Below are 17977 nucleotides of genomic sequence, written 5' to 3' on the forward strand. Positions count from 1 at the left end.
TAAAAAAATAATTATACTAAGCTGGGCATAATATGCAAGGCTTTTTAGAGGATGTATTTATGCTGAAAAGGAGAATTTGCTTATATTTTTAATACAATCTTGCCAAAATTTTCCCTGTTTAACATCTTCTGCTGGGCAGCGGCGGCCTCTTTTAAAGGGAAAGTGCTGTCAATAACAGGTCTCAGCTTTCCCAATTCCACCAGGTTCAAAACATCCAGAAGTTCCTTTTTGCTACCCATGTAGCAGCCAAGAATCGCGTGCTGCTTCATGAACAAAAATCGGATCTCCATAGTTACCTTAGGACCGCTCGTGGCGCCACATACCACCATCCGACCGCCTTTCGCCAGACTCTGCAGATTCTTCTCCCACGTGTCAGGCCCGATATGTTCGAAAACAAGATCAACTCCCTTGTTATTCGTTATAGACAATACCCTTTCCTTATAATCTTCTTTCGAATAATCTATAATTTCATCGGCGCCCAATTGTTTCGCCTTCTCCAGTTTTTCCTTTCCCCGGGCAGTAGTAATTACGCGGGCGCCTGCCAGACGGGCAATCTGAATAGCGGCGCTGCCGATACCGCTGCCAGCCGCATGGATCAACACATTCTCCCCGGGTTTGAGTTGTCCCCGCGTAATGAGCATGTGCCATGCCGTTAAAAATACCAAAGGAATGGCTGCCCATTCCTCAAAGGAAAGCTTATGAGAAATCGGGATGATATTATCTACATGGGCCCTGGCAAATTCTGCATAACCTCCCTGCACCTGAAACCCCATAATCTTAAAACTATTACACATGCTGTCGTTGTTCGTGATACAATACACACACTTCCTGCAACGAACACCGGGGGCGATGAGTACCTTATCGCCCGGCCTGAAGTTCTTGACCTCCATTCCCACCTCGGCTACTTCACCGGCTATATCACTACCTAGTATATGCGGCATAGGAATCTCAATACCAGGCAATCCCTGTCTTACCCAGATGTCTAAATGATTGAGTGCACAAGCCTTTACCCTCACCAGCACTTCATAGGGAGAAATTTTTGGGTTCTCCATATCTGTGTACGTTAACTTATCTACTCCGCCATTCTCATAAAAAACGACAGCCTTCATACTATTTCTCCTCAATGAATAGTGTTACTGCATAAAAATTTCTTTTCCCCATTTATTATAATGATACACTTGTGAAAGCAAAAGGATGCGGGGTAATTAATGTGAGGTATGCTGCGCTATGGCATGAGACCATACTTTTTCAGCGTATTTACTAATTGATTCTCATGTTCCTTCGTCATATCACAAAGCGGCAAACGCATCTCCCCGTTTATTCTTCCCAGGAGTTTCATAGCGGTTTTCACGGGAATTGGATTGGTTTCGATAAACATACCTTTGCACAGTGGGAAAAGTTTGTGATGACATTTCCTGGCTGCTTCGAAATTGCCTTCCAGACAATAACGGGTTAATGCGGCAGTATCCGCTGGCACAATGTTGGCCACTACAGAGATCACCCCTTTCCCCCCCACCGACATAATCGGCAGGGTGAGAGAATCGTCTCCCGAAAGAACGGTAATGTTGCACAGTTGCAGTATCTGGGTCGTTTGATCAATGCTGCCACTGGCCTCTTTTATTCCAACGATATTTTTGATCTCCGAAAGCCTCGCTACCGTTTCCGGTAATATAGATATACCAGTCCTGGAAGGGACATTGTATATCACAATAGGGATATCAACTTCTTCCGCAATTAATTTGTAATGCCGGTAGAGCCCCTCTGGGGTGGGTTTATTGTAGTAAGGTGTGATAAGCAGGGCTCCGTCTGCCCCAACATCCTTTGCGTGCCTGGTCAAGCGCAGGGCTTCCCCAGTGTTATTTGAACCTGCTCCCGCCAGAACCCGTATCCTCCCTCCAACCATACTAACAACCTCACCGATCATCCGTTCGTGCTCATCAAACGAAAGCGTGGCTGATTCACCGGTTGTACCGCACGGAACAATCCCATTTGTCCCCTTCTCAATATGGAATTCGACGAGTTCTTTCAGCTTTTTATAATCGATTTGTCCGTTTTTAAAGGGTGTTACTAATGCTACAAATGAGCCCTCAAACATGGTATTCTCCTTTTGTCCTTTATTGTATTATCTTGCAAAACTTCCTTTTTCATAAGTTATTGTTCATGAAAAACCACTGTATAAATATCTTTTCTGTCTGTGTTTATCAGCGTTCATCTGTGCCCTATTGCAGAATTCCTGTAAAATTAATTCCGGTTTGGTTTCGGAGTGTTTTCATTTGAGGGTGGTAGAATCGGGAAAATAATCGAAGGTTGATCTCCGGTTAAGGTCTTTAGAAACGCAACAATCCTGTTCGTTTCATCATCGGCAAGTGTAACTCCCAGCTGATATTCTGCCATGGTATTTACTGCCTCACTCAAACTCCATGTGTTTGCGTCGTGAAAATAGGGCGCCGTCAGCTCAATATTCCTCAGCAGCGGCACTTTGAATACGTATTTATCCTTCTCATCCTTTGTTACGTTGTATCTGCCAAGCGTCTGTGTATCTTTGTCATACGGTTTTGCAATCCCGAATTTCTGGAAAGAGTTTCCTCCTACGCCAAAGCCGTTATGACAGACTATACAACCTTTATCCTTGAAAAGAGCATATCCGTCCTTTTCTGCATCAGTAATTTTGTCATCATAGTCTTTTAACCACCAGTCAAATCTTGAGTTGGGCGTAGTTAGCGTCTCTTCAAACGCAGCAATAGCATCAGCAATATTGTCTATGGTAATTTTCTCATCTCTATACACTTCCTTAAACCATTGTACATATGCCGGTATCGATTGCAATACATTCACGGCAAGCTCATGGTTCGAAGCCATTTCCATCGGATTGGCTACAGGCCCTTTTGCCTGTTCTCTCAGGTCATTTGCGCGGCCATCCCAGAATTGTGCCAGATTGAATCTTGCATTCAGGACAGTGGGTGAGTTTATCGGACCAAAGAGCCATTTATGTCCGATAGAGGTTGGCAAATTATCTGCGCCGCCTGTTGAGAGGTTGTGGCAGGAATTACAGCTGATCCAGCCGGACCTGGACAATCTGGGTTCAAAAAACAATTTCTTTCCCAATTCTATCTTCGCGCTGTCCCAATCATAACTCATGGGAATTGGCTGTATAGGTTCTTTTGAACGTTCTGATACAGCTCCACCCTGCATCCTTCCGCCTCTGCCATAACCTATCTGCCGCTGTGATTCGTTTGCCGTAGTAGTTGTCTGCAACACAACATTAACAACGGCAAAAGCCAGCAAATAGCTCACCATCGCAATAAATTTCGTTGGCTTCATTTATCCTCCTTATATTGTCAGCTAATACTATTGAAACGCGTGCTTTTTATTTATCGTTTTTTAACAATCCTTCCTACACTGCATAGCTTACTTCGTTATATTGCAATAATATATATCGTCTGCAAAAATGTCAAAAGCATTTATTTTACAAACACACCATAATTTTATTGATTTTATTTGATTTGAAATGATTTAATGTTTGCTCTCGGAAGAAATCCATTCATTGGGTGAAATGTTAAACTATGCTTTATGAGGAGCTTTGAAAAATGAAGAGAAAATCATCCGGAAAAATAATTTTTTCCTCAATTTGTGGCATTATAATTTTGGTTGCAATACTCATTTATCTGGGAAGAGTAAAACCAATTCTTGAAATCGTTCCAACGGAATTGGATTTTGGAGACAAAGAAACCAAAATGCCCTTTACACTGAAAAATAAAGGGGAAAAAAAATGGGCATATCTGTCTTTTGTAAAAACATTACAGTATGAAATTGATATCCCGAAAGATAATGACTGGATTTCGGTCTCTCCAAAATCCGGATTATGTGGAAAACAGGAAGAAAAAAACATCCCTATTGTTATTAACAGGGATAAACTTGCCGTAGGAATAAATCGTGCAGAAATTAATGTAAAATCGAATGGCGGAAATAAAACTATTGGGATTGTTGCAGAGGGTGTAAAAGAAGAAAAAATCATAAAAATAATAAGCCCTTACGCCGGAGCATCATTAGCAATCGATGAGGACATCACTATTCGCTGGTCGGCGACACCAAATATAAGTAATCATGCTGATATCCTTCTGTTACGAAATGATTCCATCGTAGAAAATATTGCAAGTTCTTACAATTACAGAAATGACGCCACCAGCAATGGAGAATTTAAATGGACACCAAAAAGTCCTCTTCGTCCCGGAGAAGAACCGTACACGATACGGATTATTGATTCTTTAAACAAGGATGTATTTGCCGAAGTGGCTTCTCTGAAAATTACTTCTCCTCTTACGAAGCTTCACCTGAAAAACATTACTACCGCCCACCAAAAACCCAGTACCCTTCAGTTTGTCTTTTCCCTTCGGGATCAAAATAATCGTGCTGTCCTGATCGACCCGTCAAAATTTAATTGGAAAAACCTGAAAATATGGGAGAATAATGAAGAAATTGATTACATGGAAAGTCGTCCTTTTCTCTATACCCAAGACGATTTTCAACTGCAAGTCATGCTGGTGCTGGATTTTTCTGCTTCAATTAAAGCGCAGCGAAATGGCATTGATACCATGCTTGCCGGGGTAAAATCCTTGATAGACCGTCTGAAGGAAACCCATCAGATAGGCATAGCCGAATTTCACAGGTCGGATGAAGCGCCTCTCATTATACAACCATTTACCACCAACAAACAAACTGCAAAAGACGCAATTGATACTTTCGCTAAAAAAAGCATCTATAGCGATTTTTCGATTTGCTGGGATGCTGTTTACAACGGATTAAAAGAGTTTCCCTCAGCGCCTGATCCAAAAACTTTCCGGGCTTTAGTCTTTCTGTCCGACGGGTTTGACAATTCTAGTGTTCGGCAACCCGACGACCTGATATCTCTTGCTAACAAACGGGACGTCCACATTTATGTTATTGGTCTGGGTGATGTTCGGCATCAGGGAATTCTAGAAAATATCTCTGTCAAGACAGGGGGTACATACGTTCATGCTGAAGACATGAACGTTTTTCTTGAACGATTTAAACAGATTATTGAAGATCTGGGGGGACAGTATAAAATAAGTTATATAACGCCGAAAAAACCAGAAGACGGAATTTTTACCGTAAAAAGCGAACTTACCTATAAAGGAATTACCGGTGTTCCACCCTTAGAAGACAAGGTTGATGCCTCTCTCGTATTTGGAAAAACAAACCAGGGAGTCATTGTTTTCGAAACCTCCCCATTTATCAAAGGCGAACGCGCTGAAATTTTTATGTGGTGCGACCATGTGCCAAGATACATTAATACCTTCCGTTTTCATTTGAAGACAGAAAAGCCTTACAAAATTTCGTTAGTGCCTGCAAGTAATGGGGGAATATGTGATGGCTGGAATGTCACCAATAAGGGAAATAGCTGGTATCAGATGAGTTCACCCGACCCAAAAGATTTATCACATGATTTGGAATTTGGCCGTTCCGGGATTATCTGCAAAATTACCATTGACAACATTAAAGAAGAACACCTGGAAATACCTTTTCTCCTTGATAACTCTGTCTATAAACTCGGCCAGACATTCTATGGCAGAGATGCTTCAGAAATCGACACAAATAAAAATTGGAACAAGATACTAATCATTTCTAAAAAGCAAGGATAGTGATACAAAGCATTCATACACTGCAAGTATACCTCTGGTACTAGTCTTATTTAAATCTTGACACAAAGTTATAGGCACCTATAATGCTAGTTTATCTTTTTTTGTATATGCCGATTGAATACTGAATGTTTGACCGTTCCTTTCACCAATGTTTCCGTGAAGGCGCCGAGCGATTGATGCTTTACTTACACCTTGCCCATCCTACAGACTGTAAATGCCAGGATCAAAGATCACGCTTTTCAGCTATTTTCATGGAGAAACATGAAAGACAAAAGTTATTTTAAATGTAATAATGCATGTATTGACAATTTCAGTTTAATTTGAAAGGAGATGTGCATCATGGGAAGGACGAATATTGTAGCCAGTGATATTATGAACAAAAACGTTACAGCAGCAAAAAAGCAAGCATTAGGCAAGTCTCTGGCAGAAAAGTTATTGACCGGTAAGTATAGTGGAATGCCAGTTGTAGACGAAAACAATAGGATTGTTGGAGTTATAAGCGAGTTTGACCTTATAAAAGCCATGGATCATGGAAAATCTTTAGAAAAAATAACAGCTGAAGAGATCATGTCCACAAAGCCCATATGTGTAACTGAAAATACAACTGTTGAAGATGTCATACACATCATGACAAAACATAACATCGTTAGGGTTCCTGTTGTCAGAGATGAAATTCCTGTAGGAATAATATCCAGATGCGATATCCTTAAGTGTGTGTATGGTGTACTCAAACCAGAATTTGTAAGAATCAATAGTGAACACGACAAAATCGAAGTCTTCACAGAGTTTAAGAGTGCAGAGTTTAAAAGTAGTGAAGAAGTAACCAATTTGTAAGAAATGTTCCTGCGAGGCATAGGCCTGTTCTGTAGCAGGAACCTTTACATCACGGATAATGTGTGCCCAGCAGAAATGCAGGAGTCCACAGGTGCAGTCTTTGTGATATCTGAGGTAATTGACACAGCCTGGCACCAGCAATTTTCTGAGACAGAAACTTGGTCAGGGGCAAAGGAATTCATCATATAAGCATGTCCTCAGGTAAACAGGGAATAAGACCAAGGCGTGTGTTAAATTTATTCAGCACACGCCTTGATCCGTATGGGTGACTGATGCGGATTTATAACCTGTAACTAAAGTGTTGAAAATTCAAGTGCAGTCAATAGAATGAAAGCTTATGAAACAATCGTATTATTTCGGTTGATACTGCATAATATTTACGATTTTTTGTTACGGAAAATCTTTTTCGCTTAACAAAAGCCCACCTGATGGGCAACCCCATCCGGCCTTCCTGGTTGCAAAATATCAAGGGGGAAAAGACGTGTTACAGGCTAAATCCTTCTTTCGCGTTGGTCGTAACTTTACCTCCTGGTCATGGCCGGCTCGTATAGTAATAATTGGGAGCTTGTTGGTTGCTCTCTATGCGGCTACAGGTTTTTTCATACTGCCACCGCTGATTAAAACCCGGTTGATAGAAAAGCTTTCTGCTTACACAGGACGTAAAGTGGAACTGGGGGAATTGCGTTTGAACCCATTTGCCCTGTCAACCACGTTGCGGAAGTTTACGTTACACGAACGAACCGGCGGGCAGTTCATGAGTTTTGATGAACTCTACATCAACTTCCAAACAAGTTCGTTATTTCGCTGGGCATATACCTTCTCTATAATTCAACTGACTTCCCCTTCTTCAAACATCAGGATACAAAAGGATGGAACATTCAATTTCCATGATTTACTTCCACCAGCCAGGGAAAAGAGTGAGACGCAACAAAATGCCCCTGTTCCTCTTCTCATTCAACATCTTGTTGTCAATCGCGCACAAATGGTCTTTGAGGACATCACGCGACCGACACCTTACAAACAACAGATAGCAGCTCTCAGTTTTTCTCTGAAAAATTTTACAACCAGGCCCAACCGTGAGGGACTGTATGAGTTCGAAGCCGCCACGGAGGAGGGTGCAACCCTGAAATATCGCGGTAATCTCAGTATGGCGCCCATGTACTCAAAGGGCAGTCTGGAACTTACGGGGATTAAGCTCAGAAAACTATGGTCATACCTGCAGGATCAGCTCAATTTTGAAATAGCTGGCGGGGAACTGGATATCAGTGGGACGTACGAATTCAATATTACAGAGGGGCTGACTGATTTGCGCCTGCAAGACAGCAGTGTAAACGTTCGTTCTCTTTCAGTCCTCAGTAAAGAAGACGGCGAAGAAGCAATTACCCTGCCACACCTTTCCTTTAGCGGAACAGAACTTGATTATCAAAAACGCGAAATGAAAATCGCCCTTATTCAAAGCGACTCAGCAAAGATTCGTGGCAAGTTTGATAAAGACGGCAAATTCAGTCTGCATAAAATGTTCCAGCCGAAAACAACCGATAGCTCACAAGAGATGCATCCGAAAAATCAGTCAAAGTCAGGGGAATGGCAAATCAGTATCAATAAGATCGAAATCGCTGACTATGCACTCCACATGAAAGATCAAACCACCGTACCTATAACGCAACTAGATCTTTCTCCGGTGAATCTGAAGATTGAAAACGTTAAGATTGGCTCTCCAGGCACAGCACATATCGAGCTGCAGGTAGGTTTGAATCAAACAGGAACAATGAAAGTTGCCGGGAAGGTATCTCCCGAACCTCTAACAGCGGATTTAGACGTACAGATTTCAAAAATAGCGCTTCCGCCATTTGACCCTTATGTAAAAAAACACACACAACTCGAGATAAGCGATGGATCCCTGTCGCTCAATGGACATCTTAATTTCTCTCGCCCCGGCGCGGAACAGCAGGTTGATTTTGAAGGCGATATCCGGATAGAGTCAGCTCGTGTTCTCGATTCAGTACTTTCTGAAGATTTTGTCCGTTGGAAACGCCTTGACCTCAGGCAGGTAAAATATGACAACAATCCGGCATCACTCTCAATTCAGGAGATTATCGCCCGTGGTCTCTATACACGCATCATCATAGGGCCTGATCGCACTGCCAATGTTCAACACATTCTTGTAAGAGACAAAAAACCTTTAACGGAAACGAAGGGACAGCAGGCGAATGATAATCAATTACCTATCCGTATTGGTCAGGTCAGTATAATCGATAGTTCCATGAATTTTACAGACCTTTCACTCAAACCAAATTTTACCTCGGCTATCCAGAATCTGAACGGAACAGTGAAAGGGCTTTCATCCGAACAGCTTGCACGCGCTGATATTGATTTAAAAGGGCAGGTGGACAAATACGCTCCGGTTGTCATACAGGGAAAGATCAACCCATTGAGTGAGCAGGCTTATACAGACATCACCATGAATTTTCATGGTATCGAACTCACCACATTTTCCCCGTATTCAGGGAAATTTGCGGGATACAAGATTGAAAAGGGAAAACTATCGTTTGAATTACAATATAAACTTTCTCAAAAAATCCTGATAGGCGAAAATCACATTGTCCTGGATCAGTTTACCCTTGGAGAAAAGGTAGAAAGTCCGGATGCAACCAATCTGCCGGTTCGTCTTGCAATTGCCATACTTAAGGATTCACACGGTGTGATTGATCTTAATATTCCCGTCCGCGGTGACCTCAATGATCCGCAGTTCAGGCTTGCGCCTGTGATAATCAAGGCATTTGTTAATCTTATCGCAAAGGCCGCAACATCCCCATTTAAAATGCTTGGCGCACTGGTAGGAGGTGAGGGTGAGGAATTGGACTTTGTACTCTTTACACCGGGTTCAAATGCCCTCAGCCAGGAACAGCAGTCAAAGCTTGCCAAAATTGCCAAAGCGCTTGAAGAACGACCACAACTCATACTGAACCTGCGTGGTACTGCTGCGGAGTCTGTCGACCGATATGCACTGGCAGAGCGTGCAATTTTGACCCGTATTCGTACTCAGCGAAACATCCCAATTGAAAGTCCCCTTGCTGAAGACGAACAAAAGCGTCTCCTCAAACTCTACCGTGAAATGTTCAGGAAAGAAGACCCTTATGACTTGATACCACCAACCGATACAACAGGAACAAAGATTCCTAAGGATGTGCGCAGGGCTGCTGTTGTTGATGCCGCGCGAAAAAAGCTCATAGAGAAATACCCGATTTCCGAAAGCGATTTGCGTACACTTGCACAGGAGCGAGCCGAGGTAATAAAAGATTACATGGTTCAGCAGGGTGGTTTGGCAGCGCCCCGCATCTTCCTCTTAGAAGTTGATACGAAGGCCTCCGCTACAGATCATGAAGTCAAAATGCCGCTCGCGCTGGATGCCCGCTAGCGCTTAATTGCATAAATTATCGATAGTATTTCTTAGTTGCGACCCCTTTACTTCTCTCTTTCTCCACACAAATGGTTTCGCTGTTTTACCATAAGCCTTAACAAAGGCTTCTATCGCTTTGCGCAGTTTCTCTGTATTTTTGAAACTTGCTCCCCTGAGCGCTTTCCGGCTCATAATGCCAAACCATATCTCTGATCGAACAATCCTGCTATTTCCTCCCCGCTGAAATCACCTCCGTCAGTCTATGACAGGATTCGGCCTTATCTTTAAATCCTTTGCTATCTGCAATACACTCTGTCCTTCTATGCATTTCATAATAATTTTCGCGCGCTCAGCAAGCCTCGCCTCAATCGTCCTGCTTCTTATCTATAATGGCACCATCATTAAATACCGGTATGTTGGAGGGGCGCCGCCCTGGACGTCCGTCGCCTCTGCCTGATGATCAACAACAAAAACTTACAGACATATTGAGCAGAAAGTAACAGTAATGTATCAATTTATAAACCACCATTCTAACACTTCCCCCAGCTATTAATTTCCTCTCTCACCCTCAACATCACTTCTTTCACTGGGTTCCTTACAATGCTTTATATTCTTTCAGCAACTTCCTGAATTTATCAACTGTCACTGCATATGGCTCTTTTCCGCTAAGGTCAATCCCGGCATCCTTTAGAATTTCAAGTGGTTCTTTATGTGATCCCCTGCCCAGAAATGTCAGATAATCTTCGACAGCGCCTTCTTCGCCGGAGGTTACCCGCTGAGATAGAGCTATTGCTGCTGAAAGACTGGTAGCATATTTGTAGACATAAAAGGCATTGTAAAAATGGGGAATGCGCGCCCATTCGTAGTTTAACTGTTCATCAATAACCATGCCCTTGCCCAGATATGCCTCCAGATTTTTCCTGTAAACGCCGGTTATACTTTTTGCCATCAACACTTTGCCGGATTCCGCCATCTCATGAATATCCCTTTCGAAATTTGCGAACATAGTCTGGCGGTAGAAAGTTGCCTCTATGCGTTTCATAGAGTGATACAAGAAAAATTTCTTCTCCTCGCGGGATTCAGCAATCTTTGACATATGATCAAACAACAACGCCTCATTGAATGCCGATGCTATCTCAGCCAGAAAGATCGGATTTTGATAATAGATATAGGGTTGATTTTCAATGGAGTAATCCCGATGCAGGCAGTGGCCGAATTCATGTGCAAATGTTGAAACATCAGAGAACTTTTCCGTGTAATTTAAGAAAATCAATCCCCGGCTCGCATAGCTCCCCCACGAAAACGCCCCTGACCTTTTACCGGGAGATTCAAATACATCAATTACCCCTGCACAGACAGTAGAATCGTATTTTTTGAGATATTCTGCGCCGAGGGGTTCAAGCGCTGTACGAACCAGTTCGATTGCCTCTTCATAGGAATATTTCTTATCAACCTCACGAACCAGAGGGACATAATTATCATAGAAGTGTAATTCTTCAATTCCAAGCTCTTCCTGTTTCAGGGCATTGAACTCGCTGATCACATCAATATTCTCCTTTGCGACTTCTATGAGATTAGTAAAAACCGTGGTTGGCACGTAATCAGGAAATAGGGACATTTCCAGCATTGACGAATAGTTGCGCACCTTCGCCATTTTAATGTTTGCAAGTACGTTTGCAGCATAGGTATTTGCCAGGACGTCAATGTTCTGCAGGTAAGGTCGGTAATAGTAATCAAACGCTTTTTGCCGGAGAGCACGGTCTGGTGATTCTAACAGTTGCACATACCTTGCATGAGAAAGGCGGATTATTTCTTCCTTGTGTTCAAATTCCCCGAATGAAATATTGTTATTATTATAAGCCGAAAAAATATCATCAGGTTTTTTTAAGGCAATTTCCAGTTCCGCCAAAACTGTCTCCGTCTCTTCAGAAAGGATATGAGGATTGTACCGGGCATAGCTTTCCAGAAAAAACCGATACCCTGCCAGATGAGAATTTTCACTAATCATGGTATCGATATCATCCTGTGATAATGAGGACAGCTCCTTCTTTATAAAGACGGTTTGCGCGGAAATCTTCGACGCAAGCAGTTCGATACGACCTTTCATCTCTTCATATACGGCGTTTCTGGTATCCTCAAAAAATCGCACATACGCATACACATATAAATTTTCTCTCACGATCGAATGGTTAATATAAAACTGCATAAACTGTCCGAGTTTTCTGGGATCAGCAAGAGAGCCTTTAAACTCCAGGAGTTGAGGAAGTCCTTTTTCCACCTTCCGGTAATCTTCTTCCCAAGTATCATCCGATGCATACAAAACTGACAAATCCCACTTGTATTTACCTTCTATTTGATCTCTGGTCTTATTCTTGTTCATAGAGTTATTTCCATATTTCCCTTACTTTGATTTTACCATCCACGAACATCTCTTTTTTGATCTTTGATAGTTTTTTTACTTTCGCTTCCATCTTTAACGCCATACTCTTGCTTCCCATCTTCTTTTTCATAACCAGCGCTAAAGGCGCTTTCCCCCTTAAGTATTTTGCTCCTTTTTTATCATTCCTTGTATGTTCTGCAAATCTCCTTTCCACATCGGAAGTCCATAGTGCGTTGCGACAACGCAACCATTTCCTGAATAGATTCCGCCGGCAGGTTTATTACCGACAGATTTTTAAAATGATGAAATCGGAATTTATCTTTTTTCACCAGGCGTTTGCGCTGTTGCCACTATAGGCGTAGACAATAACCTCCTTGGCGCGGCCACAGGCCTTGTGGATACGCTTCTCATCAGGCTGTCCAAGGTCTATCCATAACTCAAATATTCCCGCTTAAATCTTTTCGCCATAGTTATGATTTCTTGGCCAACAAAATTGCACCGTCCTGCAATTGATAAATCATCATTTGACAGTGGTTATTTTATAGATTCACTATGATATAATAATTCTGTGAAAAATGAAACTAATATCAACAATTATTATAGTATAGCAGAGATTTTGAAATAGGAGTTCCCGTCAGCGGTGAAGTCCCTCGAAAATTCAATCGATTCATGCCTTGTTTTTTTCTCTTTTCCGGAGGAGGAATGGATATCGATGAGAACAACGAATATTGTTAAGGGATTGAACAAAGAATTTAAGAGAAGAACAAAGCCTATGGAGATTGTAGCGGGAGAGAATTCCTGTTACCGGCTGTTGGCCTTTATCCCATTAAGGATAGAATTAGCATGGAGAACGGCTCCAATTGGAAAGATGAATGCGAATCTACCATTTTTCAGATAAATAGCAGAAAAAGAATTGAAATCTCTTGTAAGCCTTAAGAACACTGATAGAATCAAGCAAAATCGAAAAGCATAAGAATACATGGAAAACTGTATAAATAGCCAGGAAATAACTATTTGTTATTTGCCTGTATTCTGTAAGTCTTACGGTAACAAGAGTATATAAAAACCTGTATTTGCCCATGTCGTACTTATGCCGTACCCGCCTGAGAGATCATCGGTATTACAGCCCTTTCACTTATGGTTAGGATATGGTCTGTCAACGCCTGTGAATCCCTTCTCTTGCTGTCTAATCCAATATGGGAATATTTCAAGGTCATACTCAGGTCACTATGTCCCAACATTTCCTTTACGGTAACGGCACCGGTTCCCAAATCACCCTGTAAACTAGCAAAGGTATGTCTTAGACAGTGGTAAGTAAAGCCATGAATTCCCAACCGTTCAAACACTTCTTTAAAATGCTTGCTACGGCATGTAATGAGCGATTGGTTTATTTCTGAATCCTCAAACAGATTATTGTTTTTACAATTGCCCTTATAGTCTGTTAGTTCCTTTACCATGAAATCGGAAAAGGGAACAGTTACTTGTTTTCCTGTCTTGGATTGAGTAAACGTTAACAGGTTTCTGGTAAAATCAAAATTATCCCATGTTAACTTTAGTGTTTCGTTTAACCGTAATCCACAAAATAAGCCAAGTAAGACTGCCATACGGTCATGGCCTTGTAATGTGTTCAACAATATGCGTATTTCTGATTCAGATAAAACCCTGTCTCTGGACTGCATTGCCTTTAGCCGTTTAACGTCCTTACATGGGTTTCCATCAATGACACCCTCTTTTATGGCCGTATTGTATAAATGCGACAGTATAGCCAGGTCATGATTAACCGTGATAGCACCCACTTTGTCCGTTTCCTGTCTGGAAAGCTTGAATCGCTCAACAATAAACGGTGTCAATTTATCCAGCCGATAATCCCCTAAATACTTCGTCAAGGCATTTACCGCCCGTTCTCTTCCAAGTCGTGTGTTTTCTTTATCACCTTTGTGATGTTCTAAATACCTTTGGCAGTATTCCACAAAGGTAGGAACAACCTTCTTCTTTGGCAGGTTCAGTTTACCACGTTCCCGGTCACCTATAAACATAGCCAAGCGCTTCTCTGCTTCCGTCTTGTTCCTTATGTCCTTGAAGGTAAGGGATTGTCATTCCTTCCGGTCGTCAAAGAATTCAATGCACCATGTCCCACAGGTCTTGTATTCACCATTTGACCGCTTAGGCCGATCCCCCGGACAATGCTTACCTTGTCTACCGTTACAAGGAATAGGCTTGCATTGCTGGAAATACTTCCGATACCTAACCGCCATTGTCTCGCCGTCCTTTCTGAAATAAAAAAGGCAACTAACACCCTGTAGGACGGTACAGGATGCCGTTGCCTTCGTTACGATGATATAAGTGTCTTTCGTATTTAAGTTGAAAGCTTAGGGTCAAGAAGTCCGCAATGTTGATGAATCTTGAGTAAGAAGTATTTGACGTCTCGATAACCGTATGCCATGCGCTTGAACCTCTTTATTTTGTTATTGATTCCTTCTGATATAGCGGACGTTATTTTGCAAACAAAATAGTTCAGAACATAATGCCTCTTCCGGAAAAATTTGTATCCTAGCTCTACAAATGATGCTATCCCAGACCTTATTGCTGTCCCTATCCACGCCCTCAGATTTGCATATGCTACCCTTCGATTACTTGCTACATAAAGAGAAAGAAACTGCTCCTTTAAAAGCATTGCCTTATATACCTTCTCATTGAGCGTTGAGAGTTTATCTAAAATGTCCTTCTGCTTATTTGTAACCTTATTTTGCATCAATATAAACCTCTTGTTGCAATGAAGAATTCGACTCAAGTCTTCCTGGTTTTGTTGCCTGGCTTTTCTGAGTTCTTCCTTCCTTACCGCATCTACTGCCTCATTGAGATACTTCTTTACATGAAAATGATCCAATACTATCAAGGCATTCTTCAAATGCTCTTTCGTAGACGTAAGAAAACCCTTTGCTCCATCGCTTGCCACTGCCTTTATCCTCTTACAACCTTCCTTGCCTATCTTACGATAAAATTTATCCAGCGTTGTCTTGCCCCGTCCATCGTGATTCCAAATCACCTTGCGCTTTTCCACATCAACAACATTGGTAACATACTTGTGCCACTTCTGCCATGCAACCTCATCCACACTCATATGACGCGGCGCCTTCACTTTCTCAATTCTCTCCAGTGATAACTCCTCTAACATCTCCTTATCTATCCGGTACACCGTCTCATCGTCTATTCCAAGAAACCATCCTGCTTCCTTATTTGTCGTTATTGAGGTCAGTCGATACACCTGTTCCACAAAACGCTTCGTAAATCTCCCCCTTATCCACTCGTGCTCCTCTACCCGAATACTCCCATCTTCAAGGCACATCGATTTCCTCTTCGGTACGTGCAAATATACCCTCCTACTACTCATCGGTAGGTCTTCTACTGTTATTCTTCCCACACTATGCACTGCCGTATTGTGCACTTTACCGCAACCTGAACATACACTCGTTCTTTCTTCCTCTTGCTCCAATAAAAACTCTATACTGCTTTCCGTGCTGGATATCATATGCGTTACTTTAAATCCTGGAATTCGTAATAATTCTGTGATAGTATCTAACCGCATCGAATTTCTCCTCGTGTAGTATGATCTTATCTCTCATAAAACCATATTACATACGGATGAAATTCGATGCTATCCTTTTACTCTCATCTTTTACCCTATCTTCCCTACTTATATTTTCCTGTCTTCAACTTTTTTACGAATGAACCTGATATAATCATCGTATTATATTCATGCGTTCCGTCCAACGCCTTGTTTTCCGTACGTTATCGTACCTTTTCAGTTAATGCAAGGATTTTTTTACCTGTTCTCATGACTTTTAATTTCTTCTGTGACATCTTTAACTTGTAGCTCTTTTAAAAGTTCCTCTTTGCGTTTACGAATTTCCTCTAAGGATGTCTGGATTGTAAATTGATCTATATTTTCAGTGCTTTGCCCCCGGATTAATCGCTTCTTGTCTTCCAAAATACCCATAGCCACAATACGTTGAGCAAATGGAGTCTTTTTTATATCTTCTTCGGTAATGCTTTTATATATCCTATGTTGTAAGACCTCATAATGTGTTGCAGTGTCTTTACTGAATCCCTCAAATTCCTCGCAATCCTGCAATCTTTGCCAAATGTTTTGTTTTGAGCATTTCAGGATGTCAGCTATCTGTTGTAGTGACAAATTCTTGCGCCGAAGCTCAATAATCTTTGCCAGTGGAATATCTTTGTTATTTCTGTTAATGCCGTCACTGGGTGAAATGATGTCAACATCTTCGGCCTGAATAGCCTTTATTGTTTCATTGGATTTGTTTTCAGTCATCGTTTTACCTCTTTTTACTGTTTTGTTTTTATTGTTATGTGGTATAATGTATTCAAAATATGAATGAAAAACAAAGAGAAGACGTTGTTAAATTTCTGTATGACTTAGCAAAGCTTACATATACAGGTCTTATCATTGGTGGTATAATTTCACCAAAAGGACTTCTCTGGTTTCATATACTCTTTGGTGTCTGTGCATCAATAATCTTTTTTATCGTAGCCTATAAACTTAGAAAGGAATAACGTTATGGATTCGCTTAGCTTACTTTTCATATTGGCAATCGCAATAACGCTTATCGGCTTTGGTATTTATTATTTCCAGGAACGGAAGAAAAAGCACACCCATTGATTTAACAATGAATGAAACCAACCTTTTAATAATCTTTGGTGTAGGAATTGTTGCCTTGTGGGTAATGTATTTCTATATCACAAGACACGAAAAGCACAAACACGGCTAATTTGACCAATACAGCCCGAAAAGAATCCACCGCAAAAGCTCAAAGCACATCAGCCACGTTAGAAAATCATACAGGTTACCCATCAAACAAACTCCGTGTCCTTACGGATTGAAAATTGCAGTATAAGACCTCTTGGGTTCTTGGCTTTTCCTCACCTTCTGACTTATGGGATCCCTTGAACGATTGATATTCATATCTATTCCAGCCCTTGTATAATTCATCATATAAGCTATTCTGATAGTGTGAAACCATAGCCTTGCCCTTTACCTTGTTCAATAGCTCTGCAAGGTTGTAATGGTCATCCTGGCTAAAGGAATCCTTGCCGTAATAATGTTCTGAATTCAGATAAGGTGAATCGCAAAAAAACAGGGTGTCTTCTGAATCATATCGCTTAATGCAATCGGTATAGTCTAAGGACTCAATACAAACGTTTCTGAGACGTTCTGCAACCATGTCAAAGGTCTCAATAGTATTCCGAAAGCTTGTTATTGGATTACGTCCGGTGGTAGAAGGTACAGCAAAGCCACCCCTTAGCTGATCGCCTGAAAAGCATGTCCTGTTTAGGTAATACCACTGTGCTACACGCTCAATTTCGTCCTGTGGGATATTGCCTTGTTTCCAGTTTGCCCTTATCCCTTGCCATAAACTTCGGGAATATGGCATATAGTTTAAAAGGTTAGTCAACATTTGGCATTTCCCCGGTTCCTGAATGACCCTAAAGAAGGTTACCAAATAATTATCGATATCGTTTATAACTCCCGCCTGAGACGGTTCTTTTCCAAAGAGTAAATGTCCGGCGCCGCAAAAGGGTTCACAATAAAGGGTATGCTGTGGTATATGCTGAGATAGCCAGCTTGCCAGAAAATATTTCCCGCCCATGCGATTAACAGGACTCCTTAAGGCAACATTCATACGT

14 protein-coding genes and 2 pseudogenes are annotated in these 17977 nt (G+C 41.6%); 5 read left to right on the plus strand and 11 right to left on the minus strand.

What is annotated here, in order from left to right; all coding sequences use genetic code 11:
- Positions 1–80: 80 nt before the first annotated feature.
- From BROSI_RS01850 to BROSI_RS01860, 3 genes are all read right to left on the minus strand, one after another.
- A complete protein-coding gene (locus tag BROSI_RS01850) occupies positions 81–1109 on the minus strand; it encodes a zinc-binding dehydrogenase (RefSeq protein ID WP_052561831.1) in 1029 nt (342 codons plus the stop codon).
- Between the two features lie 116 nt (positions 1110–1225).
- The gene (dapA, locus tag BROSI_RS01855) at positions 1226–2095 is read right to left on the minus strand and encodes a 4-hydroxy-tetrahydrodipicolinate synthase (RefSeq protein WP_052561832.1); all 870 of its coding nucleotides are present in this window, start codon (positions 2093–2095) and stop codon (positions 1226–1228) included.
- A gap of 146 nt (positions 2096–2241) precedes the next feature.
- Positions 2242–3192, minus strand: a complete 951-nt coding sequence (locus BROSI_RS01860; RefSeq protein WP_052565587.1) for a cytochrome-c peroxidase — start codon at positions 3190–3192, stop codon at positions 2242–2244.
- Between the two features lie 395 nt (positions 3193–3587).
- Between BROSI_RS01860 and BROSI_RS01865 the strand changes: the two genes are divergently transcribed.
- The 3 genes from BROSI_RS01865 (at position 3588) to BROSI_RS01880 (ending at position 9912) form a co-directional block, all read left to right on the plus strand.
- Positions 3588–5660, plus strand: a complete 2073-nt coding sequence (locus BROSI_RS01865; protein WP_052561834.1) for a VWA domain-containing protein — start codon at positions 3588–3590, stop codon at positions 5658–5660.
- Positions 5661–5999: 339 nt separating this feature from the next.
- Positions 6000–6494 carry a CBS domain-containing protein gene (locus tag BROSI_RS01870; protein WP_082058970.1) on the plus strand — a complete coding sequence of 165 codons (495 nt, stop codon included), beginning with the start codon at positions 6000–6002 and terminating at the stop codon, positions 6492–6494.
- 481 nt (positions 6495–6975) lie between these two features.
- On the plus strand, positions 6976–9912 hold the full coding sequence (locus BROSI_RS01880) for a DUF748 domain-containing protein (protein WP_052561837.1): 2937 nt from the start codon (positions 6976–6978) through the stop codon (positions 9910–9912).
- 3 nt (positions 9913–9915) lie between these two features.
- On the opposite strand, the pseudogene BROSI_RS20680 reads toward BROSI_RS01880, so the two are convergent.
- The 4 genes and pseudogenes from BROSI_RS20680 to BROSI_RS21215 all read right to left on the minus strand — a co-directional run.
- Positions 9916–10104 (minus strand): annotated as a pseudogene (locus BROSI_RS20680) (IS630 family transposase); the annotation flags it as partial.
- A gap of 385 nt (positions 10105–10489) precedes the next feature.
- The gene (pepF, locus tag BROSI_RS01885) at positions 10490–12274 is read right to left on the minus strand and encodes an oligoendopeptidase F (protein WP_052561839.1); all 1785 of its coding nucleotides are present in this window, start codon (positions 12272–12274) and stop codon (positions 10490–10492) included.
- A gap of 4 nt (positions 12275–12278) precedes the next feature.
- On the minus strand, positions 12279–12488 hold the full coding sequence (locus BROSI_RS01890) for a GIY-YIG nuclease family protein (RefSeq protein WP_200891669.1): 210 nt from the start codon (positions 12486–12488) through the stop codon (positions 12279–12281).
- A 111-nt stretch (positions 12489–12599) separates the two neighbouring features.
- On the minus strand, positions 12600–12719 hold the full coding sequence (locus tag BROSI_RS21215; protein ID WP_082059329.1) for a YaeQ family protein: 120 nt from the start codon (positions 12717–12719) through the stop codon (positions 12600–12602).
- A gap of 186 nt (positions 12720–12905) precedes the next feature.
- On the opposite strand from BROSI_RS21215, the pseudogene BROSI_RS01895 reads away from it, so the two are divergent.
- Positions 12906–13172: pseudogene (locus tag BROSI_RS01895) on the plus strand (transposase); the annotation flags it as partial.
- Positions 13173–13362: 190 nt separating this feature from the next.
- Here BROSI_RS01895 and BROSI_RS01900 read toward each other — a convergent pair.
- The 3 genes from BROSI_RS01900 to BROSI_RS01915 form a co-directional block, all read right to left on the minus strand.
- On the minus strand, positions 13363–14310 hold the full coding sequence (locus tag BROSI_RS01900; protein WP_052561845.1) for a tyrosine-type recombinase/integrase: 948 nt from the start codon (positions 14308–14310) through the stop codon (positions 13363–13365).
- A 320-nt stretch (positions 14311–14630) separates the two neighbouring features.
- Positions 14631–15860: an ISL3 family transposase gene (locus tag BROSI_RS01910; RefSeq protein ID WP_052561850.1), complete on the minus strand. Its 1230-nt coding sequence runs from the start codon at positions 15858–15860 to the stop codon at positions 14631–14633.
- Positions 15861–16097: 237 nt separating this feature from the next.
- Positions 16098–16604, minus strand: a complete 507-nt coding sequence (locus BROSI_RS01915; protein WP_052561853.1) for a hypothetical protein — start codon at positions 16602–16604, stop codon at positions 16098–16100.
- A 59-nt stretch (positions 16605–16663) separates the two neighbouring features.
- Between BROSI_RS01915 and BROSI_RS21220 the strand changes: the two genes are divergently transcribed.
- The gene (locus BROSI_RS21220; RefSeq protein WP_052561855.1) at positions 16664–16846 is read left to right on the plus strand and encodes a DUF6722 family protein; all 183 of its coding nucleotides are present in this window, start codon (positions 16664–16666) and stop codon (positions 16844–16846) included.
- Between the two features lie 290 nt (positions 16847–17136).
- Here the strand turns inward: BROSI_RS21220 and BROSI_RS01925 are convergent, their stop codons facing one another.
- Complete coding sequence (locus tag BROSI_RS01925) at positions 17137–17973, minus strand: DNA adenine methylase (protein WP_082058971.1); 837 nt, start codon at positions 17971–17973, stop codon at positions 17137–17139.
- Positions 17974–17977: the final 4 nt, after the last annotated feature.

The organism is Candidatus Brocadia sinica JPN1 (assembly GCF_000949635.1).
Lineage (GTDB): Bacteria > Planctomycetota > Brocadiia > Brocadiales > Brocadiaceae > Brocadia > Brocadia sinica.